18 protein-coding genes and 1 pseudogene are annotated in these 18,903 nt (G+C 69.6%); 9 read left to right on the forward strand and 10 right to left on the reverse strand.

The window, feature by feature from the left end; genetic code table 11:
* Positions 1-3: 3 nt before the first annotated feature.
* Both ACFXI4_RS06225 and ACFXI4_RS06230 read left to right on the forward strand, forming a co-directional pair.
* Entirely contained in the window at positions 4-174 is a 171-nt protein-coding gene (locus tag ACFXI4_RS06225) for a hypothetical protein (protein WP_384988554.1), read from the forward strand.
* A 199-nt stretch (positions 175-373) separates the two neighbouring features.
* On the forward strand, positions 374-2,014 hold the full coding sequence (locus ACFXI4_RS06230) for a cytochrome bc complex cytochrome b subunit (protein WP_384988555.1): 1,641 nt from the start codon (positions 374-376) through the stop codon (positions 2,012-2,014).
* Positions 2,015-2,041: 27 nt separating this feature from the next.
* Here the strand turns inward: ACFXI4_RS06230 and ACFXI4_RS06235 are convergent.
* The 3 genes and pseudogenes from ACFXI4_RS06235 to ACFXI4_RS06245 all read right to left on the reverse strand — a co-directional run.
* Positions 2,042-2,754, reverse strand: a pseudogene (locus ACFXI4_RS06235) (IS5 family transposase); the annotation flags it as partial.
* A gap of 69 nt (positions 2,755-2,823) precedes the next feature.
* Positions 2,824-3,195 carry a cupin domain-containing protein gene (locus tag ACFXI4_RS06240; RefSeq protein ID WP_362714776.1) on the reverse strand — a complete coding sequence of 124 codons (372 nt, stop codon included), beginning with the start codon at positions 3,193-3,195 and terminating at the stop codon, positions 2,824-2,826.
* 260 nt (positions 3,196-3,455) lie between these two features.
* Positions 3,456-4,379, reverse strand: a complete 924-nt coding sequence (locus ACFXI4_RS06245; protein WP_384988557.1) for a sigma-70 family RNA polymerase sigma factor — start codon at positions 4,377-4,379, stop codon at positions 3,456-3,458.
* A 580-nt stretch (positions 4,380-4,959) separates the two neighbouring features.
* Between ACFXI4_RS06245 and ACFXI4_RS06250 the strand changes: the two genes are divergently transcribed.
* A complete protein-coding gene (locus tag ACFXI4_RS06250) occupies positions 4,960-5,508 on the forward strand; it encodes a hypothetical protein (RefSeq protein ID WP_384988558.1) in 549 nt (182 codons plus the stop codon).
* Here ACFXI4_RS06250 and ACFXI4_RS06255 read toward each other — a convergent pair.
* Positions 5,497-5,838 carry a hypothetical protein gene (locus ACFXI4_RS06255; protein WP_362714754.1) on the reverse strand — a complete coding sequence of 114 codons (342 nt, stop codon included), beginning with the start codon at positions 5,836-5,838 and terminating at the stop codon, positions 5,497-5,499. The genes ACFXI4_RS06250 and ACFXI4_RS06255 overlap by 12 nt on opposite strands.
* Before the next feature lie 53 nt (positions 5,839-5,891).
* Positions 5,892-7,247 carry an FAD-dependent oxidoreductase gene (locus ACFXI4_RS06260; RefSeq protein ID WP_362714751.1) on the reverse strand — a complete coding sequence of 452 codons (1,356 nt, stop codon included), beginning with the start codon at positions 7,245-7,247 and terminating at the stop codon, positions 5,892-5,894.
* 170 nt (positions 7,248-7,417) lie between these two features.
* On the opposite strand from ACFXI4_RS06260, the gene ACFXI4_RS06265 reads away from it, so the two are divergent.
* From ACFXI4_RS06265 to phoU, 6 genes are all read left to right on the forward strand, one after another.
* Positions 7,418-7,849: a GntR family transcriptional regulator gene (locus ACFXI4_RS06265; RefSeq protein ID WP_384988560.1), complete on the forward strand. Its 432-nt coding sequence runs from the start codon at positions 7,418-7,420 to the stop codon at positions 7,847-7,849.
* Complete coding sequence (locus ACFXI4_RS06270) at positions 7,846-8,760, forward strand: ATP-binding cassette domain-containing protein (RefSeq protein WP_384988562.1); 915 nt, start codon at positions 7,846-7,848, stop codon at positions 8,758-8,760. Before ACFXI4_RS06265 ends, ACFXI4_RS06270 begins: the two co-directional genes overlap by 4 nt.
* Positions 8,757-9,713: a transporter gene (locus ACFXI4_RS06275; protein ID WP_384988563.1), complete on the forward strand. Its 957-nt coding sequence runs from the start codon at positions 8,757-8,759 to the stop codon at positions 9,711-9,713. Before ACFXI4_RS06270 ends, ACFXI4_RS06275 begins: the two co-directional genes overlap by 4 nt.
* A gap of 202 nt (positions 9,714-9,915) precedes the next feature.
* On the forward strand, positions 9,916-11,052 hold the full coding sequence (locus ACFXI4_RS06280) for an acyltransferase family protein (protein WP_384988565.1): 1,137 nt from the start codon (positions 9,916-9,918) through the stop codon (positions 11,050-11,052).
* A gap of 49 nt (positions 11,053-11,101) precedes the next feature.
* The gene (locus ACFXI4_RS06285) at positions 11,102-11,881 is read left to right on the forward strand and encodes a polysaccharide deacetylase family protein (protein ID WP_384988566.1); all 780 of its coding nucleotides are present in this window, start codon (positions 11,102-11,104) and stop codon (positions 11,879-11,881) included.
* Positions 11,882-12,034: 153 nt separating this feature from the next.
* Positions 12,035-12,706 carry a phosphate signaling complex protein PhoU gene (phoU, locus tag ACFXI4_RS06290; protein ID WP_384988568.1) on the forward strand — a complete coding sequence of 224 codons (672 nt, stop codon included), beginning with the start codon at positions 12,035-12,037 and terminating at the stop codon, positions 12,704-12,706.
* Positions 12,707-12,711: 5 nt separating this feature from the next.
* Here the strand turns inward: phoU and ACFXI4_RS06295 are convergent, their stop codons facing one another.
* From ACFXI4_RS06295 to ACFXI4_RS06315, 5 genes are all read right to left on the reverse strand, one after another.
* Positions 12,712-13,017 (reverse strand): ANTAR domain-containing protein, encoded by a 306-nt coding sequence (locus ACFXI4_RS06295; protein WP_384988569.1) that lies wholly within the window; start codon positions 13,015-13,017, stop codon positions 12,712-12,714.
* Between the two features lie 413 nt (positions 13,018-13,430).
* On the reverse strand, positions 13,431-14,282 hold the full coding sequence (locus tag ACFXI4_RS06300) for a MarR family transcriptional regulator (RefSeq protein ID WP_384988571.1): 852 nt from the start codon (positions 14,280-14,282) through the stop codon (positions 13,431-13,433).
* Positions 14,283-15,542: 1,260 nt separating this feature from the next.
* Positions 15,543-17,498 carry a PAS domain S-box protein gene (locus ACFXI4_RS06305; protein WP_384988573.1) on the reverse strand — a complete coding sequence of 652 codons (1,956 nt, stop codon included), beginning with the start codon at positions 17,496-17,498 and terminating at the stop codon, positions 15,543-15,545.
* A 47-nt stretch (positions 17,499-17,545) separates the two neighbouring features.
* Positions 17,546-17,983 (reverse strand): hypothetical protein, encoded by a 438-nt coding sequence (locus tag ACFXI4_RS06310; protein ID WP_384988574.1) that lies wholly within the window; start codon positions 17,981-17,983, stop codon positions 17,546-17,548.
* Positions 17,984-18,377: 394 nt separating this feature from the next.
* Positions 18,378-18,545, reverse strand: a complete 168-nt coding sequence (locus ACFXI4_RS06315; RefSeq protein ID WP_384988576.1) for a hypothetical protein — start codon at positions 18,543-18,545, stop codon at positions 18,378-18,380.
* Positions 18,546-18,903: the final 358 nt, after the last annotated feature.

Below are 18,903 nucleotides of genomic sequence, written 5' to 3' on the forward strand. Positions count from 1 at the left end.
CCCATGACACATGCCTCGGACGACCGCATCGGCCTGGCGGCCACGGTCGTGGCGCTGACCGCCGAAGCCGCCGGACTTCAGACGCGTATCGACGAACTCCGCGAGGAACTCACCGTGCTCAACGAGCGGATGGCAGCCATTTCCGCCGCTCTCCCACAGCCTCCGTCCCGTTGAGCGGACGAACGGGCCCGTGCCGGGCGGGAACCGGCCCGCTGAGGGCAGGCCGCCTGCCCTGGGAGCCTTCGGAGCCGCGCGTGTCACATGCGCGCCTCGTTCCCGGTCATACGGGTGGAAGCAGTCGTGGGCCCGCACACCGGGCTCATGCCTCAAGTGGCGCCCCTTTTCGGGCCGGATGAAGAATGGTTAGAGGGGCATGGATGATCAGACCGAGGAAGAGGAAGCCGGCGCACGGGGCGGCGGGGAACGCATCGCCCGCTGGGCGGACGGACGTCTGGGTCCCCTCAGCCTGATCCGCGCCAAGGCACGTCGGGTCTTTCCGGACCACTGGTCGTTCCTGCTGGGAGAGATCTGTCTCTACAGCTTCGTCGTCATCGTGGTGACCGGCGTCTATCTGACCTTCTACTTCCACCCGTCGCTCAACGAAGTCGAGTACAAGGGCAGTTACACACCGTTGCAGGGCCAGACGGTGTCGGAGGCGTTCGACTCGACCATGCGCCTCTCCTTCGAGGTACGCGGTGGCCTGCTGATACGGCAGGCCCATCACTGGGCCGCCGTGGTGTTCATCGGAGCCATGCTGGTCCACATGCTGCGGGTGTTCTTCACCGGCGCCTTCCGTAAGCCCCGTGAGGTCCAGTGGCTGTTCGGATTCCTGCTGCTGGTCCTCGGCATGTTCGGAGGGCTGACCGGATACGACCTCCCCGACGACCTGCTCTCCGGAACCGGACTCGCCGTGGTGAACGGGACGGTCCTTTCCCTGCCGATCGCCGGAACCTATCTTTCGATGTTCCTCTTCGGCGGTGAGTTCCCGGGCGACGATCTGGTGGCGCGCTTCAACACGATCCACGTCCTGATCATCCCAGCCATCATGATCGCGCTGCTCGTGGCCCATCTGGTCCTGCTGTTCCACCACAGACACACGCAATATCCGGGCCCGGGACGGACCAACGGGAATGTGGTGGGCCCACCGCCCAAGGTGCGGGCGGTGAAGTCCACGGGTCTCTTCTTCCTGGTGGCCGGTGTCATCCTCGCGATGGCGGCACTCGTGCAGATCAATCCCATCTGGCTGTACGGCCCCTACCGCGTCGACCAGGTCTCGGCCGGATCGCAGCCGGACTGGTACATGGGCGTCGCCGACGGCCTGCTGCGCGTCATGCCCGGCTGGGAGATCGCCCTGTGGGGGCACACGTTGGCACTGGACAACCTGATCCCGCTGGTGGCGGGTGCCGGTCTCTTCCTGGCCATGGGCGCCTATCCGTTCCTGGAGGCATGGGCGACCGGGGACGGTCGTGACCAGCACCTCCTCGACAGGCCACGCAACCGCCCCGTGCGAACGGCGCTCGGTGTCGCCTGGATCACCTTCTACCTGGTTTCGCTCGTGGGTGCCGCGAACGACATCATCGCCACCCGGTTCCACGTCTCGGTCGAATCGGTGACGTGGACGGTCCGCATCGGCCTGGTCGTCGCGCCGCCGGCGGCCTACGCCGTGGCGAAGCGCTGTGCGCTCGGCCTGCAGCGCGCAGACCGCGACAAGGTGCTGCACGGTCGCGAGACCGGTGTCGTCAAGCGCCTGCCGGACGGCGAGTTCATCGAGGTGCACGCGCCTGTCGACCCGGCGGAACTCCATCTGCTGACGCAGCATGAGCAGTACACCCCCCTCGCCGCCGGCCTCGACGGCTCCGCCGGGAGACCGGCCGCCGGAGCCGGCCGTGCCCGCCGCCTGCGTGTCCTGTTCAGCCGCGCCCTCTACGGCGAAGGCTCACAGGTCCCCAAACCGACCGCGCAGGAGTACCGGGAGATCGCGAACGATCACCCGCGCCGGACACAGCCACGGTGAGGAGCGGTCTGGGTCGTGTCCGCAATGTCAGGGGAGCCGGAGTCGTAGGCAGGCGATGGTGACTATGGCTTGGCAGTGGCGGGCTCGATTGTCGTAGCGGGTGGCCGGACCGCGCCACTGCTTGAACTTGTTGATGCACCGCTCGGCGGTGTTGCGCTGCTTGTACGCCTCGCGGTCGAAAGCAGGCGGACGGCCGCCGAGGCGGCCGCGACGTTTGCGGTTCGCGGCCTGGTCGACCGGCTGCGGAATCACCGCCCTGACGCCACGCTGGCGCAGCCGGCTGCGGATCGCCCGCGACAAGTATGTCTTGTCGGCCAGGACCATCTCCGGAGTGGTCCTGTGCCTGCCGACCGGCCTCGGCACCCGTAAGCGTCATGACCTGGGTGAATGCGGGTGCGTGACGGGCGTGAAGATGAAGGGGAGCGGTCTGCAGTGGCCGTCCGCGGCGAGGTGAGTGGTCAGGCCGCCGCGGGACCGCCCGAGGGCATGGTCGGCCGGCTCGCCGGCCGGGGCGCCTTTTGACGGGCACCGGCGGCGTGCGGATGAGCGCGCACGGCGGTCGAGTCGACAGCAACGACCCGGTCGAGATCGGCATCGGCCTGGGCGAGCAGGGCGGTGAAGGCCGTCTCCCAGGTCCCGTCGGCGGACCGCTTCCGCAGCCGGTTGTGGGCACCCTTCCACGAGCCAAAGTGCTCGGGCAGGTCCATCCACGGAGTCCCGGTGCGGTACGTGGACGCGATCAGATGATCCGAAGGAAACGGCCCAGGGGTCCGGACGAGGCCCGCGTCGGGCTGTGCGTGCCCGCCGGGTCAGGCCGTGGCGCGCGGGGCCCGCAGATGGGCCCGCTCGGTCAGCTCCTGCTCCTCGACCAGGGTGAGCATCGGCTGACCGGGCGCGCACATCATGAAGACGATGTACTTGGCCGGCGCGTCCGACGAGGCGTTGCCGTTCTGGTAGTGGATCACTTCGCCGCCGGGCTCCCAGAACGTCTCACCCGCCTTGATCACACGTTCCGGCTCGCCCTCCAGCTCCCAGCGGACCGCGCCTTCGAGGACGTAGCCGAAGCACGGCCCCGAGTGACGGTGCGGAGGTGTCCCCGGGTGGCCGGGGGGCCATTCGACGAAGATGGTCATCCCGGAAGCTCCCTCGGGAACGAAGGGAGGCCTGACGTCCGCCAGCATCCTCGGGCCGACCGTGGACTCGATGTCTTGTCCGACGGTCTCGTTCACTGCGTCATCTGCCGACATTGCCACACCTCCGTGATCATCCCGGAACCGGCGGTTCGGCACTGGTCGTGGCGGCGCCGGCCGGGCGGCGTGTACCGCGACAGCCCGGTCCGTCCACTGCCTCATGCGCATGGCTCCAAGACCACCCTGCCTCCAGTCGGGAGCCCCCACAAACCGGAAACCGTCGGCCCCGCCCCCCGGGCACACCCCGCGGATCAAGCCGGGCCGGGCACCGGCGCGGACCGGGACCGCGACTTCAGAAATGCCGCGATCTTGTCCGGGTGGAACACCCACATCACCTTGTGTATGCCGTCCCTCGAAGCGGCGATCGTCAGAATCGTGCTGGGGGCACCGCCGCGGTACATCATCACGCTCGTCCGGCCATTGGCCTGGACCGGCCGCAGGTCGGTCCCCCGCCAGAACCGCCGAGTGGCGGTCGCCAGGTTGGCCACACTCGCCGGGCCCACCACGGCCAGGCGTGCGGCGCCTCTGAGGCCGTTGCCGTCGGACAGGCTGACGACGTCGGGAGCGAGGACGGATTCCAACGAGGCCACGTCCCCGGTACGGGCCGCCGAGACGAAGGCGTCCAGCAGCCGTCGGTGCTCCAGCGCGTCCACGCTCGCCCGTGGCTCGCCCGTCAGACGTCTGCGCGACCGGCTCACGATCTGGCGGACGTTGACCACGCTGAGCTGAAGGATCTCCGCGATCTCCGGATACGAGTAGTCGAACGCCTCGCGCAGGACGTACGCGGCCCGCTCGGTGGGACTCAGTTTCTCCAGGACCAGCAACAGTGCCATGTCCAGCGCCTCGGCCCGCTGCGCCCCCACCTCCGGGTCCACGGAGGTGTCGATGGGTTCGGGCAGCCACGGCCCGATGTAGGTCTCCCGGCGCATCCGCGCCGACTGCGCCACGTTGACGGCCAGGCGGGTCGTCGCACTCGACAGGAAGGCGGCCGGGCTCAGCACCACGGATCGGTCCGTCTTCTGCCAGCGCAGCCACACCTCCTGGACCACGTCCTCGGCCTCGGCCACGCTGCCGAGCACCCGGTAGGCAATCCCGAAGAGCCGCGGCCTGTACCGCACAAACGTGGAAACAGCCTCGTCGAGGTCGCCCGTCGTGGGGGACGGATTGGCATGCATGAATCTGTGGTCCTCGTTCCTCCGGGCTGCGCTGCCGCGTGCCGGAATCACCTCGCTACCGCGTGCGATCGGGCGGCTTCGGCCGGCCGTACCGCGACGCGCTCCTCGTGGCCGGCATCGCGCCGGGCATGAGGTCCCGCGCGGGCTCGGGCGGTGCGGGAACCGAGAGGTCCGAATCGACCTGTTCCCGCGGCCCGACCGGCGCATGGGTCACCAACCAGCACATACTTCGCCAGGGTGGCGCATGAACGCATCGCATGATCGAGTGATTCAGGAGAATCATAAGGTGTGACACGGAGGGGAACGCACGGTGGGTCGCGCGGGCGCCGGACCTCACTTCTCACGGGAGGGTCCTGAACGGGCGGCAGGGACTCCGGATGTCCTGCGGCGCATCGCATGATCTGGTGATTCGCCCCAGCCGCCGGGTGATACGCGCGCGGAAGCCGATGCCGACCGGCAGGACGCCACGGTTCCCTCCGGACCTGCGCATATCATGTCTGGGAGTACCGCTTCCGCGTTTGGGCCGAGCGTCGCGCAGCCGAAGCGACGTCCCACAGCGTGCAGAGGAGAAGAGGAACGCATGGTCCCTGCGACCCACTCGATGCGCGACGTCGCGGTCACCGCCGAACGCCTTCAGGAGGACTTGGCCCGTCTGCAGATGCAGAAGCAGGCGCTGGAAAGGGAACTCGCCGCGGTCGTGGCCCATCTCGGCTCGGTGCGACAGGCTCTCAGCGCCTTCGAGTCATTGATGCGTGCCCCGGCCACCGCGGAAGAGGCCGAGGTCGCGAAGGGTGTGGCACCTCAGGCCGACGTCGCGGCCACCGACTCCGCGAGCCTTGCGACCGTACCCACGCCTCGTGATCAGGAGCCTGCGGGCGAGAGGGACGGCGAGAGCGCGGACGGGCAGAAGAAGTACGGCCGGCTCACCGAGCAGATCATGGAGTACTTCGCCGGGGCCGGCGACATCGATGTACGGGCCCGTGACGTGGCCGCCGCCCTGGGCCGCGACGACGACAGCGGAAGCATCAACGGGGTCCGCAGCACACTCGATCGCCTTGTCGGCGCCTCCCGCATCCGGCGGACCGGGCGCGGCCTCTACCGCGCCCCCCGTTCCCGGTCAGCCGAGTGATGCCAGGAGCACCGCGACGCCCACGGACATGGCCACGGTGACCAGGATCATCGCGGTGAGCGTTCCTCGTAGCCACCGTGTGAAACGGGCCCGGTGCTGCCGCTGCAGCTCGCCGATACTGTCGGCCAGATGGTCCGTCACCAGGTGTGCGACGTAGGTCTGTTCCCTCAGGTACCAGCTCTCGATGTCCGCCCTCTGCTCCCGGGTCAGTCCCTGCACCCCCGTGGTGAAGACCTCCACGCGCCGCCGTGCCGCCCCCAGGTGGGCGTGCCGGTACAGGAAGGTCTCGATGTCGGTCAGGCCGCGTGCGGCCTCCTCACCGGTGTTCATGGTGCACTCCACAGGAAGGGCGCCGGGCCCGCGGTCGTCGTTCTCTCCCGGGCTCATACGGCGGTGCGGGCGCTCGTCGGGTTCTCCTCGGGTCGCCGCGGATCGCCGCTCGTGACGAACGCGTCCCGCGGATGCTGCACGGAGGCGAGAGAGACGAGGTCCCGGCCGAAGGCGGCGGCCGTGAGCCAGACGGTGAGGACGCGGATCTTACGTTCCCAGGAGGGCACGGCGAGCATGTGGTAACCCCGGTGCATCAGCCAGGCCGGAAGCCCCTTGATGACGATCCTCTTGTACTGGAAGATGCCCCGCCCCAGTCCCAGCGTGGCCACCACCCCCAGGCTGCTGTGACGGTAGTTCTTGATCCGCCCTCCGCGCAGGTCGGCCACAATGTTCTTCGCGAGGCGTCTGCCCTGCCGCACGGCGTGCTGGGCGTTCGGCACCGTGTGGGCCCCCGGCACCCTCGAAGCGAGGTCGGGAACGGCCGCGTCGTCCCCGGCCGCCCACGCATCGGGCACGGCCGCACCCTCGGTGCCCACGCGCAGGTCGGGCCGGACCACGAGCAGGCCTCGTGCGTCGATCGGCAGATCCGAGTGGTTGTGCACCACCGGGTTGGAGGCGTTGCCGGCGGTCCACACGACCAGCGCCGAATCGAACTCCGCCCCGTCGGACAGCACCACACGGCCGTCGACGAGGGACCGGATCTGGGTGTTGAGGTGAACGTGGGCACCACGGCGTTCCAGGGAACGCACCACCCAGGCGCCCGGCTTGTCCCCCACCTCGGGCAGGATACGGCCGCGTGCCTCGACCAGGTGGAAGGACAGCTCGTCACCGCTCAGTTCCGGATACGACTTCAGCATGGCCGTGGCGAGCGACAGGAGTTCCCCGAAGCCTTCGACTCCGGAGAACCCGCCGCCCACGAACGTCACGGTCAGCAGCCTTCGGCGCTCGGCGCCGGGCGGCAGGGACGCCGCCTGGTCGAAGGCGGTCATCAGGCGGTCGCGGATGGCCACCGCCTCTTCGACGTGCTTCAGGCCGATCGCGTGCTGCGCCAGCCCGGGGATGGGGAAGGTGCGGGTCACGGCCCCTGCCGTGACGACGAGGGTGTCGTACCGCAGCTCGTACTCCGCTCCCCTGGCGGGCCGTACGGTGATCGCCCGGTCGGCGTGACGGATCGCGGTCACGGTCCCCGCGATCAGCCGGGTGTGACGCAGATGCCGCCGCAGGGACACGGCGGCGTGCCGGGCCTCGACCGACCCGGCCGTCACCTCGGGCAGGAAAGGCTGATATGTCATATAGGGGCGGGGGTCGACAACCGTGATCCGCGCCTCTGCCGCAGTGAGCCTCTTCTCCAGGCCCCACGCGGTGTAGAAGCCCGCATAGCCGCCACCGACAATCACAATTTCTCGCATCAGACCCTCTGTTTGTTGTTCGACACTCCTTAGACCGAGCGGGACCGGACGGTGTGACACACGATGTGCCCGCTGTCTGCTGGCTCACAGGTGTTTGACAGCGCCGCCGTACATCCACCATGCTTCCATTAATTCATTAGTACAAGCATGGTGGAACCGAGGAAGGCCACGTGATCGACTACCGGATCGACCGCGGCAGCGGCGTACCGGCCTACGTGCAGATCGTGGAGCAGACCGAACGGGCGCTCCGGATGGGCTTCCTCAAGGTCGGGGACAAGCTGCCCACGGCCAAGGAGGTGGTGGCGTCGACCGCCATCAACCCCAACACCGTGCTCCGGGCCTACCGCGACCTGGAGCAGGCGGGCCTGGTCGAACTGCGCCGCGGTCTCGGAACCTTCGTGACGCGTTCACTGGCCCGGCCCGGCGCGGAGGACGACTCGCCGCTGCGCCGGGAGATCACCGACTGGGTGGCACGCGCCCGGGCCGAGGGCCTCGAACGAGCCGACGTCCTCGCCATGGTCACCGCGGCCCTGGACGCCCATGACCACGCACACGGCAGCATCACCCCGGGCGACCGGGAACGGAGGAGGGAGCACTCATGACCGAGCCTGACGCACCAGCCGCACTGTGCGCCGCGGGACTCGGGTTCCGATACCGAAGGCGAGGCGCCAAGGCCCTGCGGGACTGTGAGTTCACCGTACCCAGCGGTCGTATCACCGCACTCGTCGGCCGCAACGGCGCCGGCAAGAGCACTCTGCTGCACCTGGCCGGCGGCCTCCTGCGACCCGGCGCCGGGGAACTGCGCGTGCTGGGTGCCACACCTGGCACGGCCGACGCCCGCACCCGGGTCGCCCTGCTCACCCAGGACAAGCCGCTCTACCCCCGTTCCACCGTGGCGGACACCCTGCTGATGGGCGAGAAGCTGAACTCCACGTGGGACCGGGCGGCCGCCGAGCGGATCGTCCACGAGGGCGGCATCTCGCTCCACTCCCGCGCAGGCGAACTGTCCCCCGGTCGACGCACTCGTGTCGCGCTCGCCCTGGCCCTCGGCAAGCGGCCCGAACTCCTGCTGCTCGACGAGCCGTTGGCCGACCTCGACCCCGTCGCACGAGGCGAGATCATGGCGGAGCTGATGGCCGAGGCCGCCGAGCGCGGCACGAGCATCGTGCTGTCCTCGCACGTCCTGCCCGAGCTGGAGGAGACCTGCGACTGGGTGCTGATGCTCCGCGACGGCCGCGCGGAACTGAGCGAGGACGCCGAGGCACTGCGCGCGAGCCACACCGTACTGACCGGGCCGGCCGACCAGGCCGACGTCCTGGCCACACAGCACACCATCGTGCAGCGTCGTACCGTCGGCAGACAGCTGACGGCCCTGGTACGGCAACGCGGACCGCTGCGCGACGGCTGGCACGCGGCACCCCCCAGGCTGGAGGACATCTTGATCGGCTACCTCCGGGCGGAGGACCAGCCCGAGCCCGCCGCCGCGGTGGGGCGGACGGAGGTTGCGGCGTGAAAGGCTCTCTCTGGCTGGCCTGGCGCCAGCAACGCCTGCCGGCAGGCGTCGGTGCGGCCGCCCTGGCCGTCACGGTGGCGATCGCCGCGTACTACCGCTCGGACATGCTCGACGCCCTGCACAGCGGACTGTTCGACCACTGCGCCACCGGGCCGCTGTACTGCACACGGTCCGACAGCGGCCCGCCCCTCCTGCTGGACATCGAACCGCTGAAGTACCTCGGGGCGCTGAACGTCGTCCTGCCTGTCGTCATCGGCGTCTTCTGGGGCGCCCCGTTGCTGGGCCGCGACCGGGAACTGGGCACACACCGCATGATCCTCGCCCAGGGGATGAGCCGCGGTCAGTGGTTCGCCTCCCGGTTCGCCCTGGCCGCGACGACCACGACAGCCCTCTCCGGCCTGCTCGCGGCGGTGTTCGCCTGGTGGTGGCGACCAGCCGCCGACCGCAGCTACGGACTGTTCTGGTACGACGACACGGCCCTGAGCGGTTCCGGCCCCCGTGTGGTCGCGGCCGCCCTCTTCGGCCTGGCAGCCGGCACCCTCCTCGGCCTGTTGACCCGCAGGGTCGTCGAAGCGATGGGCCTGACGCTGCTGGCGACCGGGGCGATGGTGCTCCTGCTCGAATGGACCCACTGGTCGCGGCTCCTGGTTCCGCCGCACACCTACGTCAGCGCGGGCAGCACCCCCAAGGCGCCCATGGGCGAGAAGTGGTCGACCGGCGACTACGGCCTGATCACCGCGTCCGGCCGCCACGACTCCGTGTTCAACTGCGCCTTTCCGTCGGGAACCCAGCTCAGGGAATGCATGGCGACACACGGCTACGTCGCCCGCTTCTACGAGGCCAATCCCGCGGGTGACTACTGGGCCTTCCAGTGGACCGACACCGCGATTCTCGGCGGTCTGGCCGTCCTGCTCACCGGCGTCACCGTGCTGCTCCTGCACCGCCGCGTCTGACCACGGCGACCGCGCGGAAGCAGCACCCCGCACCTCTCGCACCTCGCACGCCTCTCTCCTCCCTGCCTTCTTCCCTCTTCTCACCCTGTACGGAGGTCGTTTCGCCATGCCCGCCGACGCCACCCACAAGACCGGTCGCGCCCCGCATCACCCCGGCCGCTCATCTCTCCCCACCGTCCGCTGACACGGCACCGGTGGCGACATGCCCTCCTCCGAATCTCACCACGACCAGTCGCGCCTGACGGCGATAGACGGACTCCGCCTGCTGGCTGCGCTCATGGTGGCCGCCTACCACTTCCTGGGCACGCCCACCCCGCACTACTGGGGCAGAGTCGAACTCCGGGATCTCGCTCCGTTCCTGCACGAGATCAGCCGCTACGGCTGGCTCGGAGTCGAATTCTTCTTCCTCATCAGCGGATTCGTGATCTGCATGAGCTGCTGGGGACGGACTCCCGCGCAGTTCACCGTCTCCCGCATCTCCCGGCTCTTCCCCGCCTACTGGTGCGCCGTGCTCCTGGTCGTGGTCCTCGTCCTGGTCTCCCGGCTGGGAGACTGGCCCTCCGCTACGCGCATCGACCCCCGCACCGTCCTCGGGAACCTGACGATGGCCCCGGGACCGATGGGACTGGCCACGGTCGACGGCGTGAGCTGGACGCTCTGGGTGGAGGCGCGCTTCTACCTGCTGATGGTCGCGCTGCTCGTCTTCGGCCTGACCTACCGGCGGGTGGTGGCCTTCTGCGGAGCCTGGCTCCTGGCCGGCGTCATCGCCCTTGAACTCCACTCACCGCTGATCGACGAGTTCCTGCTTCCCCGGTACACCGGCCTGTTCGTCGCCGGGATCCTGCTCTACCTCATGCACCGGTTCGGACAGAGCCTCCTCCTCTGGCTGCTGCTCGGTTTCGCCTGGTGCTACCAGCTGACCGTGCTCGATCTGCGCGTCGCCGACCATGCCGCCGTACCCCCCGGGGAGGGCCGTCCCTCCTGGGCCGTCTGCGCGGTCGTACTCACCCTCTGCCTGGTGCTGCTGGTCCTCGCCGGAACCGGCCCGCTGTCCGGGGTGCGATGGCGCTGGGCGGTCACCGCGGGGGCTCTCACCTACCCCTTCTACCTCGTCCACCAGAGCCTCGGCGTCCCGCTGGCCAAGGGCTTGATCCAGGCCTTCCCGAGGCCGGGTCCGCTGCCCGCGATGGCGTTGTCCGTCATCTGCATGCTGGGGCTGTCCATGCTCGTCCACATCCTGGTGGAGCGCCGGCTCGGACGCCGTCTGAGGCAACGCCTGACCCTCGACATGCGGTCACGGGAGCACGCCACGAAGCCCGCGCTCACCCGCGCGCGATAACACCCACTACCACTCACTCCAACCCATTCCGAAAGAAGAAGGCACTCCTATGCTCATCAAGGCACGTACAAGACGCTCGCGCATACTCGTGGCCGTCGTGGCCGTGGTGACCGTCGCCCTCGCCGTCGCCGTCACCCTGGCCCTGACGGTCACGACCTACGATCACACCTCACCGCGCGCCGCCCGGGCCGAGGCGTCGGGATCGGTCACCGGGAACGTCGACTGCCGCAAGGCGAAATGCGTGGCGCTCAGCTTCGACGGCGGTCCCAGCCCGACCACGCCCAAGCTGCTGGACATCCTCAAGCAGCAGGGTCTGCACGCCACGTTCTTCGTGCAGGGCAAGGGGCACATCTCCAAGTACCCCGACATCCTGCGCCGCATCGCGGACGACGGGCAGGAGATCGGGAACCACACCTGGTATCACAAGAGGCTGACCGACCTCGACGAGGACGGCATCCGACAGGAGCTGGGCCGGACCCAGAACGCCATCGAGAGGATCACCGGCACCAAGCCGGTTCTGATGCGCCCGCCGGAGGGCCGTACCAGCCGCAAGGTGGCCAAGGTCTGCCGGGAGCTGGGCCTGGCGCAGGTGCTGTGGAGCGTCACCGCCAAGGACTACGAGACGACCGACTCCGCCCTGATCACGAAGCGGGTGCTCGACCAGACCCACCGGGACGGCATCATCCTGCTGCACGACCTGCACAAGGGGACCGTGCCCGCCGTCCCGGGGATCCTCAAGGCGCTCAAGCAGCAGGGCTACACCATCGTCACGGTGTCGCAGCTGCTCGCCCCCGCCAAGCCCCGGCCCGGGATGGTCTACCGACCCTGATACACCGCGCCACGTATCCGGCGGGCGAACGGGGGATCGGCGCGCCGTTGGACTGAAGCCTTCGCGTGATGCCGGGAATGCCGGGCCAGAGGTGTGCGGCGTTGTGGGAATGTGGCGGGTGCAGGACGGCGGGCAACCGGAGAGTGGGTTGGCATGCGGGACGCTTATCACGCGGAACTGGACTCCATCGGCGAGGGCCTGGTCGGCATCGCGAATCTGGTCGGTTCCGCCATGGCGCGGGCTACCAGTGCGCTGCTGGACGCGGACCTTGAGCTCGCGGAGAGTGTGATCGGGGCTCACGGCCGTGTCGAGGGCCTGCAACGAGACCTGGAGGACCGGGCCGTCGCCGTCCTGGCCCGCCAGCAGCCGGTCGCGACCGATCTGCGGGTGGTGGTCACCTCGCTGCGCATGAGCGCGGACCTGGAGCGTTGTTCGGTCCTGGCCCAGCACGTAGCCCAGGTGGCCAGGCGGCGGTATCCCCTCCAGGCCGTGCCACAGGATCTGCGCCGCACCGTCTTGGAGATGAGCCAGCTCGCCCAGCGCCTGATGGCACAGGCCGCCGACGTCCTGGTCACCCGCGACGTGGAAACAGCGGCGCAGATGGAACGGGACGACGACCGCATGGACGAGCTGCACCGTGGCATCTTCCAGCACCTCATGGACGACCGCTGGCACCACGGGGTGGAGACCGCGGTCGACGTCACGCTCCTCGGCCGCTACTACGAACGCTTCGCCGACCACGCCGTCTCCATCGCCCGCCGCATGGTCTACCTCGTCACCGGCGAACACACCGATCCCTCAGCCGCCGCAACGCCCGCCCCGTGACCTGGTCAGGGGAAGCGGAGAGCCGTCAGGGCCTGTTCCAGGACCCGGCGGATCTCGTCGGAAAGCGGCCCGCCGGCCGGCCAGTTCACGATCAGTGCGGCGACCTCCCGGAGCTTGGTGTTGGTGTGCTGGGAAACCGTCCGCAGTACCTCGAACCCCTGCTCCGGGGGGAGTTTACCCAGGGAGATGACCACGCCGATGGCCTGGTCGATGACGGCGTGCGAGGCGATCGCCTCTTGCAGTTGGTCGATCTCCTGCCTCAGCTGAGCCAACTGTCTGGCGACGTCCGCCTGCCGAACCAGACCCGGCATGTCGCTGGGCGTGGGACGCCCGTTTCCCGAGTACTCCATCGTGATCTCAACTCCGAGAGTCTTCCCTGCCCGGCAGCCGTCACCGCCGGGGCAAATGCTTGCAGGACGACAACCATTTACCCCTCGATCCACAGGTCAACAAGCCGCACCGAAGACAAGCCAGTGACCCTGGTCACTGCACCGGAGGTCCCGCAGCGGCAGGCGTAGTGAGCGATCTCCTCCTTCGCTGCCGGGGTGGCGGTTTGCGGCGGCCTGGGAGATCGGACGGCGACCGGAGCGGAATGGTGACGGCCCGCCTTCTCGACAAGGACGGGCACACCGTCGGGGTACGGGAGGCAGCAGCCGAACCTGGGCGGGACGTTCCGTCTGGGTGTTCCGCCTGGATCCCACGATTATTCAGCGCTTTCCGCGTGTCACTGCGAGCCGGTGGCCACCAGGGTCGCGGTGATGGGTTCGAGCTGGGTGATCAGTTCGTCGAGTTCGGGGAGGGACAGGGCTTCATAGGGCGGGGTGGCGAGTTCGTCGGTGAGGGTTTCGATACGTTGTCTGGCCGCGCGGCCGGCGTCGGTGAAGTGGCCGTCGGTGTCGACGAGTCCGCGTTCGCGCAGGCCGTCCATGACCGCCGCCAGGCGCTCCTTCGGCAGGTGATGAATGCGTCCGAACGACTCCGGTGGGTGGATGCCCCGTTCCAGAGCGGAGAGCACGTGCGCCTCCGTGCCGCCGATGCGCGCGCCGACGAGAGCGGCGATGTGACCGTCGCCGCGGTGCTCGCGCAGCATGGTCGCGGAATGCCACAGCCGGGCGACGGGGTCGCTGGGTACCTCGAGGCTGCGCATGCCGGCGTACATCACCCGGCCTTCGGTGGGGGCGCTCGTCGCGGCCTTGGTGGTCAGGTCTGCGGCACGTACCAGGCCCGGGGAGTCGGCCGGCTCCTCGCCGAGGATGCGCCGTAGGGAGGCCGCGCTGCCCCGCTCCCGCGCGGCGACAGAAGCCTCGGGCGGGATCGTCTCCCAGGCACTGGGGATGTGCCGGGCGGCTTCCCCGTCGGCGAAGTTGTAGAAGGCCGCGTGCACGACGTGGGCCGGCACCCGTCCCAGTGGTGCGGCGCGGCCGGCGAAGTAGCCGTCCCAGTAGGTGCGGTGGCCGAGTGCGGCCAGTTCCTCGTTGCTTTCGTCGGCGACGAAGGTGACCAGGCAGATCGGCTCCAGGAGTTCGAACATGCGACGGGCGGTGTGAGTCAGCGGATGCGAGCGCGTCTTGCCCATCGGGTTCTCCTCTGTCGGATGTGCCGACTTGGACCGTCCGGCACACCGCAACTCATCGGTGACCGAGGAGAAGCAGTGCAGCCGTCCGGGGCCGGACGGCGGACGATGGGGGCGACTCCCTCCGGCAGTGCTTCGCCCCTGCCGAACAGGGTCAGGACGATCCGCTCACTTCAGTGGGACCACAGGTCGCGCCGGCTGCAGCGGGCGTCTGTCAGGCAAGTGTCGACGGTGAACCGCCCGTTCTCCCGCCCCCTGCGCGGAATCCGCTCGATGACCACGTGTACTGAGCCACCGAGGTCCGTACGTCCTGAAGTGGCCCCGGAAGTTGGCCTGCTCCGGGACCAGCCGTGGGGGAGGGCCACGGCCGGCAAGAAGTTGGGGGCCGACATGACCGGCGGGTTGTGGTGGAGGGCCGGCGGTGGGATCGCCCTGGCCGCCGGGTCGGTGGCGGCACATCCACGACCGCCTCGCCGCCGCCCTGCCCGCCCGCCGCCTCGCGCGGGCGGGCGGGCGGGCGGGCGAACCGAGCCGGTTCCTCGGCCGCAGACCGACGAGCCCGCCGGGACGGAGTGAACGCGTACAGGCCGAGGATCTCGAGCGGACCGGCGAGTCGGGGACCTCCGGCCGTGACCCAGTGGGCGATGCCGGAGGTCGCGTCGGGATCGTTGACCTGCCCCAGCCGGACGGATCGTCCGCCTGCGGCCCGGACCTGGGCGACCCGCTCAACTCCGCCTTGAGCGTGGTGAGCTGGGTGGCGTGGTCGACGCCGCGGATCCTGCCGGTGCCGCAGCAGCAGTCCCGACACCGGTGGCCGTGCACGGGCTCGCCGTGCGGGGCGGCGGTCCGGCCGTCGTCCTCCAGTTCGGCGGCAAGCTCCGCGGCCCGTGGCGACCGAGCGTCGCAGGCCCCGGTCCCCGGCTTGGTGAGCAACCGCCCCGGTGGCTCCGGCGGAGATCTCGTGGCCGTCGGCCGTCGCGCTGCCCCGATCCCGGGAGCGGAGGTGAAGTCCTCTGCGGCCGGCAGCGCGAGGCTCTTGTCCCGGGCCGCCGCGACCACGGCGCGGGGCCGGGGGATGCTCGCTAGGCTGCTCGGCGGCCGCGGCCGACGTCAGCAGTGACGTCAGCAGTGACGTCATTCGGTACCAGGAAACCAAAGACCACCTCACCTTCAGGGGTCTTGGTTCACGTAGGAGACCCTCCCGCTCGCCCTCCACCGGGCGCAGGACGACGGGGGGCTGCGCCGAAGTCCGTGACACCCGCGTCAGAGCCTCAGCGTGAACCAGGTGGTCTTGCCCTCGTCGGTGGGGCGTACGCCCCACGTGTCGGCCAGGGTGCGGACCAGGAACAGGCCCCGGCCCGACTCCTCGTCCCCGGCCGCGATACGGGGCTGAGGCAGGTGCGGGCTGCGGTCGCTGACCTCGATGGTGAGTTCGCTGGACGTTCGGCACAGGTGCAGACCGATGGGGCCCTCCGCGTGTTGAACGGCGTTGGTGAGAATCTCGGAGAGCAGGAGGAGCGCCTCGTCCGACGGGCCCGTGCAGTCCCAGGAGAGCAGCGCCTTGCTGAGGAACGCGCGGCCCTCGGGCACTGACGAGGGGACGGCCAGGAGATCGGTCGTGACGGCGGCCGGGGGTGCGGCCGGCAACTGGGCGAACAGGAGGGTGACGTCGTCGTCGTGGCTGTCGGTCTCCGGCAGCAGCCGGCTCAGGACGTGGTCCGCGGCGGTCTCCAGACTCGGTGGAGCGGCGAAGAACCCGCGCAGCACCGAGGTGAGTTCGGCGATCCGGACCTCGATGTCGCTGCCGGGCGTCTCCACCAGGCCATCGGTGTAGAGAATGAGGGTGGCGCCCGGTGCCACGGTCGTCGACGACTGCTCGTAGAGCACATCACCGACCCCGAGCGGGGCGTTGACCTGTGCCGGGAGCCTGTTGACGGTACCGCCGGGGGTGGCCACCAGGATCGGCAGATGACCGGCGGAGCAGACGGTGACCGTACCCGTGTCCGGCGCGATGGTGAGGTAGCAGCAGGTCACCAACTGGTCCGGCACGTCGAGGTCCTCGACGCAGGTGTCGAGGGCCTGCATCAGCTGCCGGGGCTGCATGCCGGTCTTGGCGAGCGCGTGCGCGGCCGAGCGCAACTGGCCCATCACCGCGGCGGCGTCGAGGCCGCGGCCCATCACGTCACCGATGAGGACGCCGACCCGGCCGGCGCCCAGGGGGATCAGGTCGAACCAGTCACCGCCCACTCCCGCACCCTGTGTGGCGGGCCGGTACCGGCTCGCGGTGGCAAGGCCCGGAATCGCGGGCGGGGTGCCCATGAGACTGCGCTGCAGGGTGAGCGCGATGTGCCGCTGCTGCTCGTACAGCGCGGTCAGTTCGGCCTCCGCGCGCTTGCGGTCGCTGATGTCCCGCACGATGGCGCACGCCCCGACGACCATGCCGTCGGTGTCCCGGGTCGGCCAGATCGTGACGTCCACGTCCAGCAGGCGGCCGTCCTTGGTCACCCGGAGCGTCTCGAAGTGCTCGACCTTCTCGCCGTGCAGCAGCCGCTCCAGGAGCGCGCTGATCTCACCGCGCAGTTCGGGCGGGGAGAGCAGCGACACGTGCCGGCCGATGACCTCCTCGGCCGTGTAGCCGTACAGCCGCTGGGCAGCCGCGTTCCAGTAGGTGATGTAGCCGTCGAGGGTCTTCGCCAGGATCGCGTCCTGGGACGACTCGACCAGTGCGGCCAGCTCGTTGATGCGGGCCTCGGCCGCCTTGCGGTCGCTGACGTCGCGGACGGCGGCGGAGACCAGCAGTCCGTCCACGGTCTCCAGCGGACTGAGACTGATCTCGACGGGGAACTCGGTGCCGTCCTTGCGCAGCCCGTGCAGGTCGAGCCCCGCGCCCATCGGACGGACCTGCCGGTTGGCGGCGTACCCGTCGCGGTGGACCGTGTGATGACCACGGAAACGGTGCGGCATCAGCAACTCGACCGGACGATCCAGAAGTTCCTCACGTTTGTAGCCGAACAGGGCCTCGGTCTGGGCGTTGACCAGTCTGATGGTTCCGGTGTCGTCCACGATCACCATGGCGTCCGGTGCCGCCTCCAGCAGCCCGCGGAACCTTTCTTCGGCAGCCTTCGGGCCATCGGCGCCGACGCCCGCGCCACACCGGCAGACCCCCCGCTCCGCCTCGGTCGCCGCACAAGCCAGACCCGACTCGGCAAACGTGTTCATGTCCGCCCCCTCCCACCGATGGCGATGAATCAGGTCATCCCACCGCATCAGCAGGCCGAACAGGACAGCATGTCGGTTACTGGCCACCGTCCAACCGAACCTGTCCGTCGGTGGCCTGCGGCGTTGCGTACGGCGAGCGGAGCTGGCCCGGCTTTCTGGAACGCGGGTGCCGACGCTCGCGCGGAGGCCTGCGTCCCGATGTAGAGGACGTACGTCTGGGTCACCCCGCCGGACAGCGGCCGGACGAGAGCGAGTGTGCCGGTCGAGGCGTCCCAGGTGCGGTTGGCGGTCCCCTCCCAGAAGCCACGCTCGTGGCAGTACACCTGCGTGTCCGGGTCGAGGCGCTGCGCGATCCGCGGCAGCAGCCTTCCTGCCCACCTGCTCCCGTTGAGGTCGTACGCGCCGAGAATGCCCGTCGGCAGCGAGGCGGCGGCACTCACGCGCCGTACGACGACGGTCGCCCGGGTGTCGGCGGGCTCGGCCACACGGGAAGCGGCCGCCCTGGCCGGACGCGCGAGGCCGGATCGGGCATGAGCGTCGTGGGCGTACGCCCCGTAGCGCATCCCGGGAACAGCATGTACGTCACCAGACCGCTCCCGACCACGTTCACGCGCAGAACCCGCCGCACCGTTGTCGGCCACCACTTGGGCAACGGTCGATTTCCCGACGCCGCGTCCGCGTGAAGTCGTGCATCAGGTCGCACGCTCCACCACGGCACGACTGCTGGGACCGGGGCGCGTGATCGTGTCACGCGCTCTGGGCGCCGAGGGCGTAGCGGCGGGTTCGAGTGCCTGAGCACGGACGGGCCGGCCCGGCACCCGGGGCCCCTGGAAGACCCCGGACCGGAAGGTGCCGGCGCACGTCGCCGCACACTGCGGATCACTCACGGTGGACGAACTGATCACGTCCGTTCTCGGCCATGCCGACGCCCTGGTACGTGCCCGCGTTCACCCAGCGGGCCGCTATGGAGCAGCCACCGACGCGGGTGGCGGACGGTCCGCCGCGTAACTCGCTGACACCGTGCTTGCGGCAGTCGACCCGCAGCACACGGCGGAACGCTCGTCCAGCGGTCGGTGACCACGCGCGGCAGGTGACGACGAACGGCCTGGAGGCCCTTTGCGTCATGGGGAATCGGACCACACCACGCCTGAGCGGTCGCGTTGCCGCCCTGACTCGCAGCCCCGCACCGGAGCCCACCGGACCCGACCAGTGGTGGACGGTGACGGTCACAGCGTCGCCACCGGTGCCGGTCATTCGTCGATTCACGGCCATGGACAGAGACCAACGCGGCCGTCCTACGTACTATCACTACAGCCAAGATGTGCGTCAGTAACTGCCGCCGCTCCCCCGGCAGCAGGCAGAACAGCACGAACCTTCGACTTCGCGTACGCCATGGGCCCGCCGC

The organism is Streptomyces sp. NPDC059224 (genome assembly GCF_042754285.1).
Taxonomy (GTDB): domain Bacteria; phylum Actinomycetota; class Actinomycetes; order Streptomycetales; family Streptomycetaceae; genus Streptomyces.

Bases quoted from the DNA above. Each gene is read 5' to 3' on its own strand.
- ACFXI4_RS06240 (WP_362714776.1), bottom strand. From the start codon at position 3,195: ATGCTGGCGGACGTCAGGCCTCCCTTCGTTCCCGAGGGAGCTTCCGGG.
- ACFXI4_RS06250 (WP_384988558.1), top strand. From the start codon at position 4,960: ATGGTCCCTGCGACCCACTCGATGCGCGACGTCGCGGTCACCGCCGAA.
- ACFXI4_RS06305 (WP_384988573.1), bottom strand. From the start codon at position 17,498: ATGAACACGTTTGCCGAGTCGGGTCTGGCTTGTGCGGCGACCGAGGCG.
- phoU (WP_384988568.1), top strand. From the start codon at position 12,035: ATGCGGGACGCTTATCACGCGGAACTGGACTCCATCGGCGAGGGCCTG.
- ACFXI4_RS06260 (WP_362714751.1), bottom strand. From the start codon at position 7,247: ATGCGAGAAATTGTGATTGTCGGTGGCGGCTATGCGGGCTTCTACACC.
- ACFXI4_RS06225 (WP_384988554.1), top strand. From the start codon at position 4: ATGACACATGCCTCGGACGACCGCATCGGCCTGGCGGCCACGGTCGTG.
- ACFXI4_RS06300 (WP_384988571.1), bottom strand. From the start codon at position 14,282: ATGGGCAAGACGCGCTCGCATCCGCTGACTCACACCGCCCGTCGCATG.
- ACFXI4_RS06270 (WP_384988562.1), top strand. From the start codon at position 7,846: ATGACCGAGCCTGACGCACCAGCCGCACTGTGCGCCGCGGGACTCGGG.
- ACFXI4_RS06245 (WP_384988557.1), bottom strand. From the start codon at position 4,379: ATGCATGCCAATCCGTCCCCCACGACGGGCGACCTCGACGAGGCTGTT.
- ACFXI4_RS06285 (WP_384988566.1), top strand. From the start codon at position 11,102: ATGCTCATCAAGGCACGTACAAGACGCTCGCGCATACTCGTGGCCGTC.
- ACFXI4_RS06295 (WP_384988569.1), bottom strand. From the start codon at position 13,017: ATGCCGGGTCTGGTTCGGCAGGCGGACGTCGCCAGACAGTTGGCTCAG.
- ACFXI4_RS06255 (WP_362714754.1), bottom strand. From the start codon at position 5,838: ATGAACACCGGTGAGGAGGCCGCACGCGGCCTGACCGACATCGAGACC.
- ACFXI4_RS06230 (WP_384988555.1), top strand. From the start codon at position 374: ATGGATGATCAGACCGAGGAAGAGGAAGCCGGCGCACGGGGCGGCGGG.
- ACFXI4_RS06280 (WP_384988565.1), top strand. From the start codon at position 9,916: ATGCCCTCCTCCGAATCTCACCACGACCAGTCGCGCCTGACGGCGATA.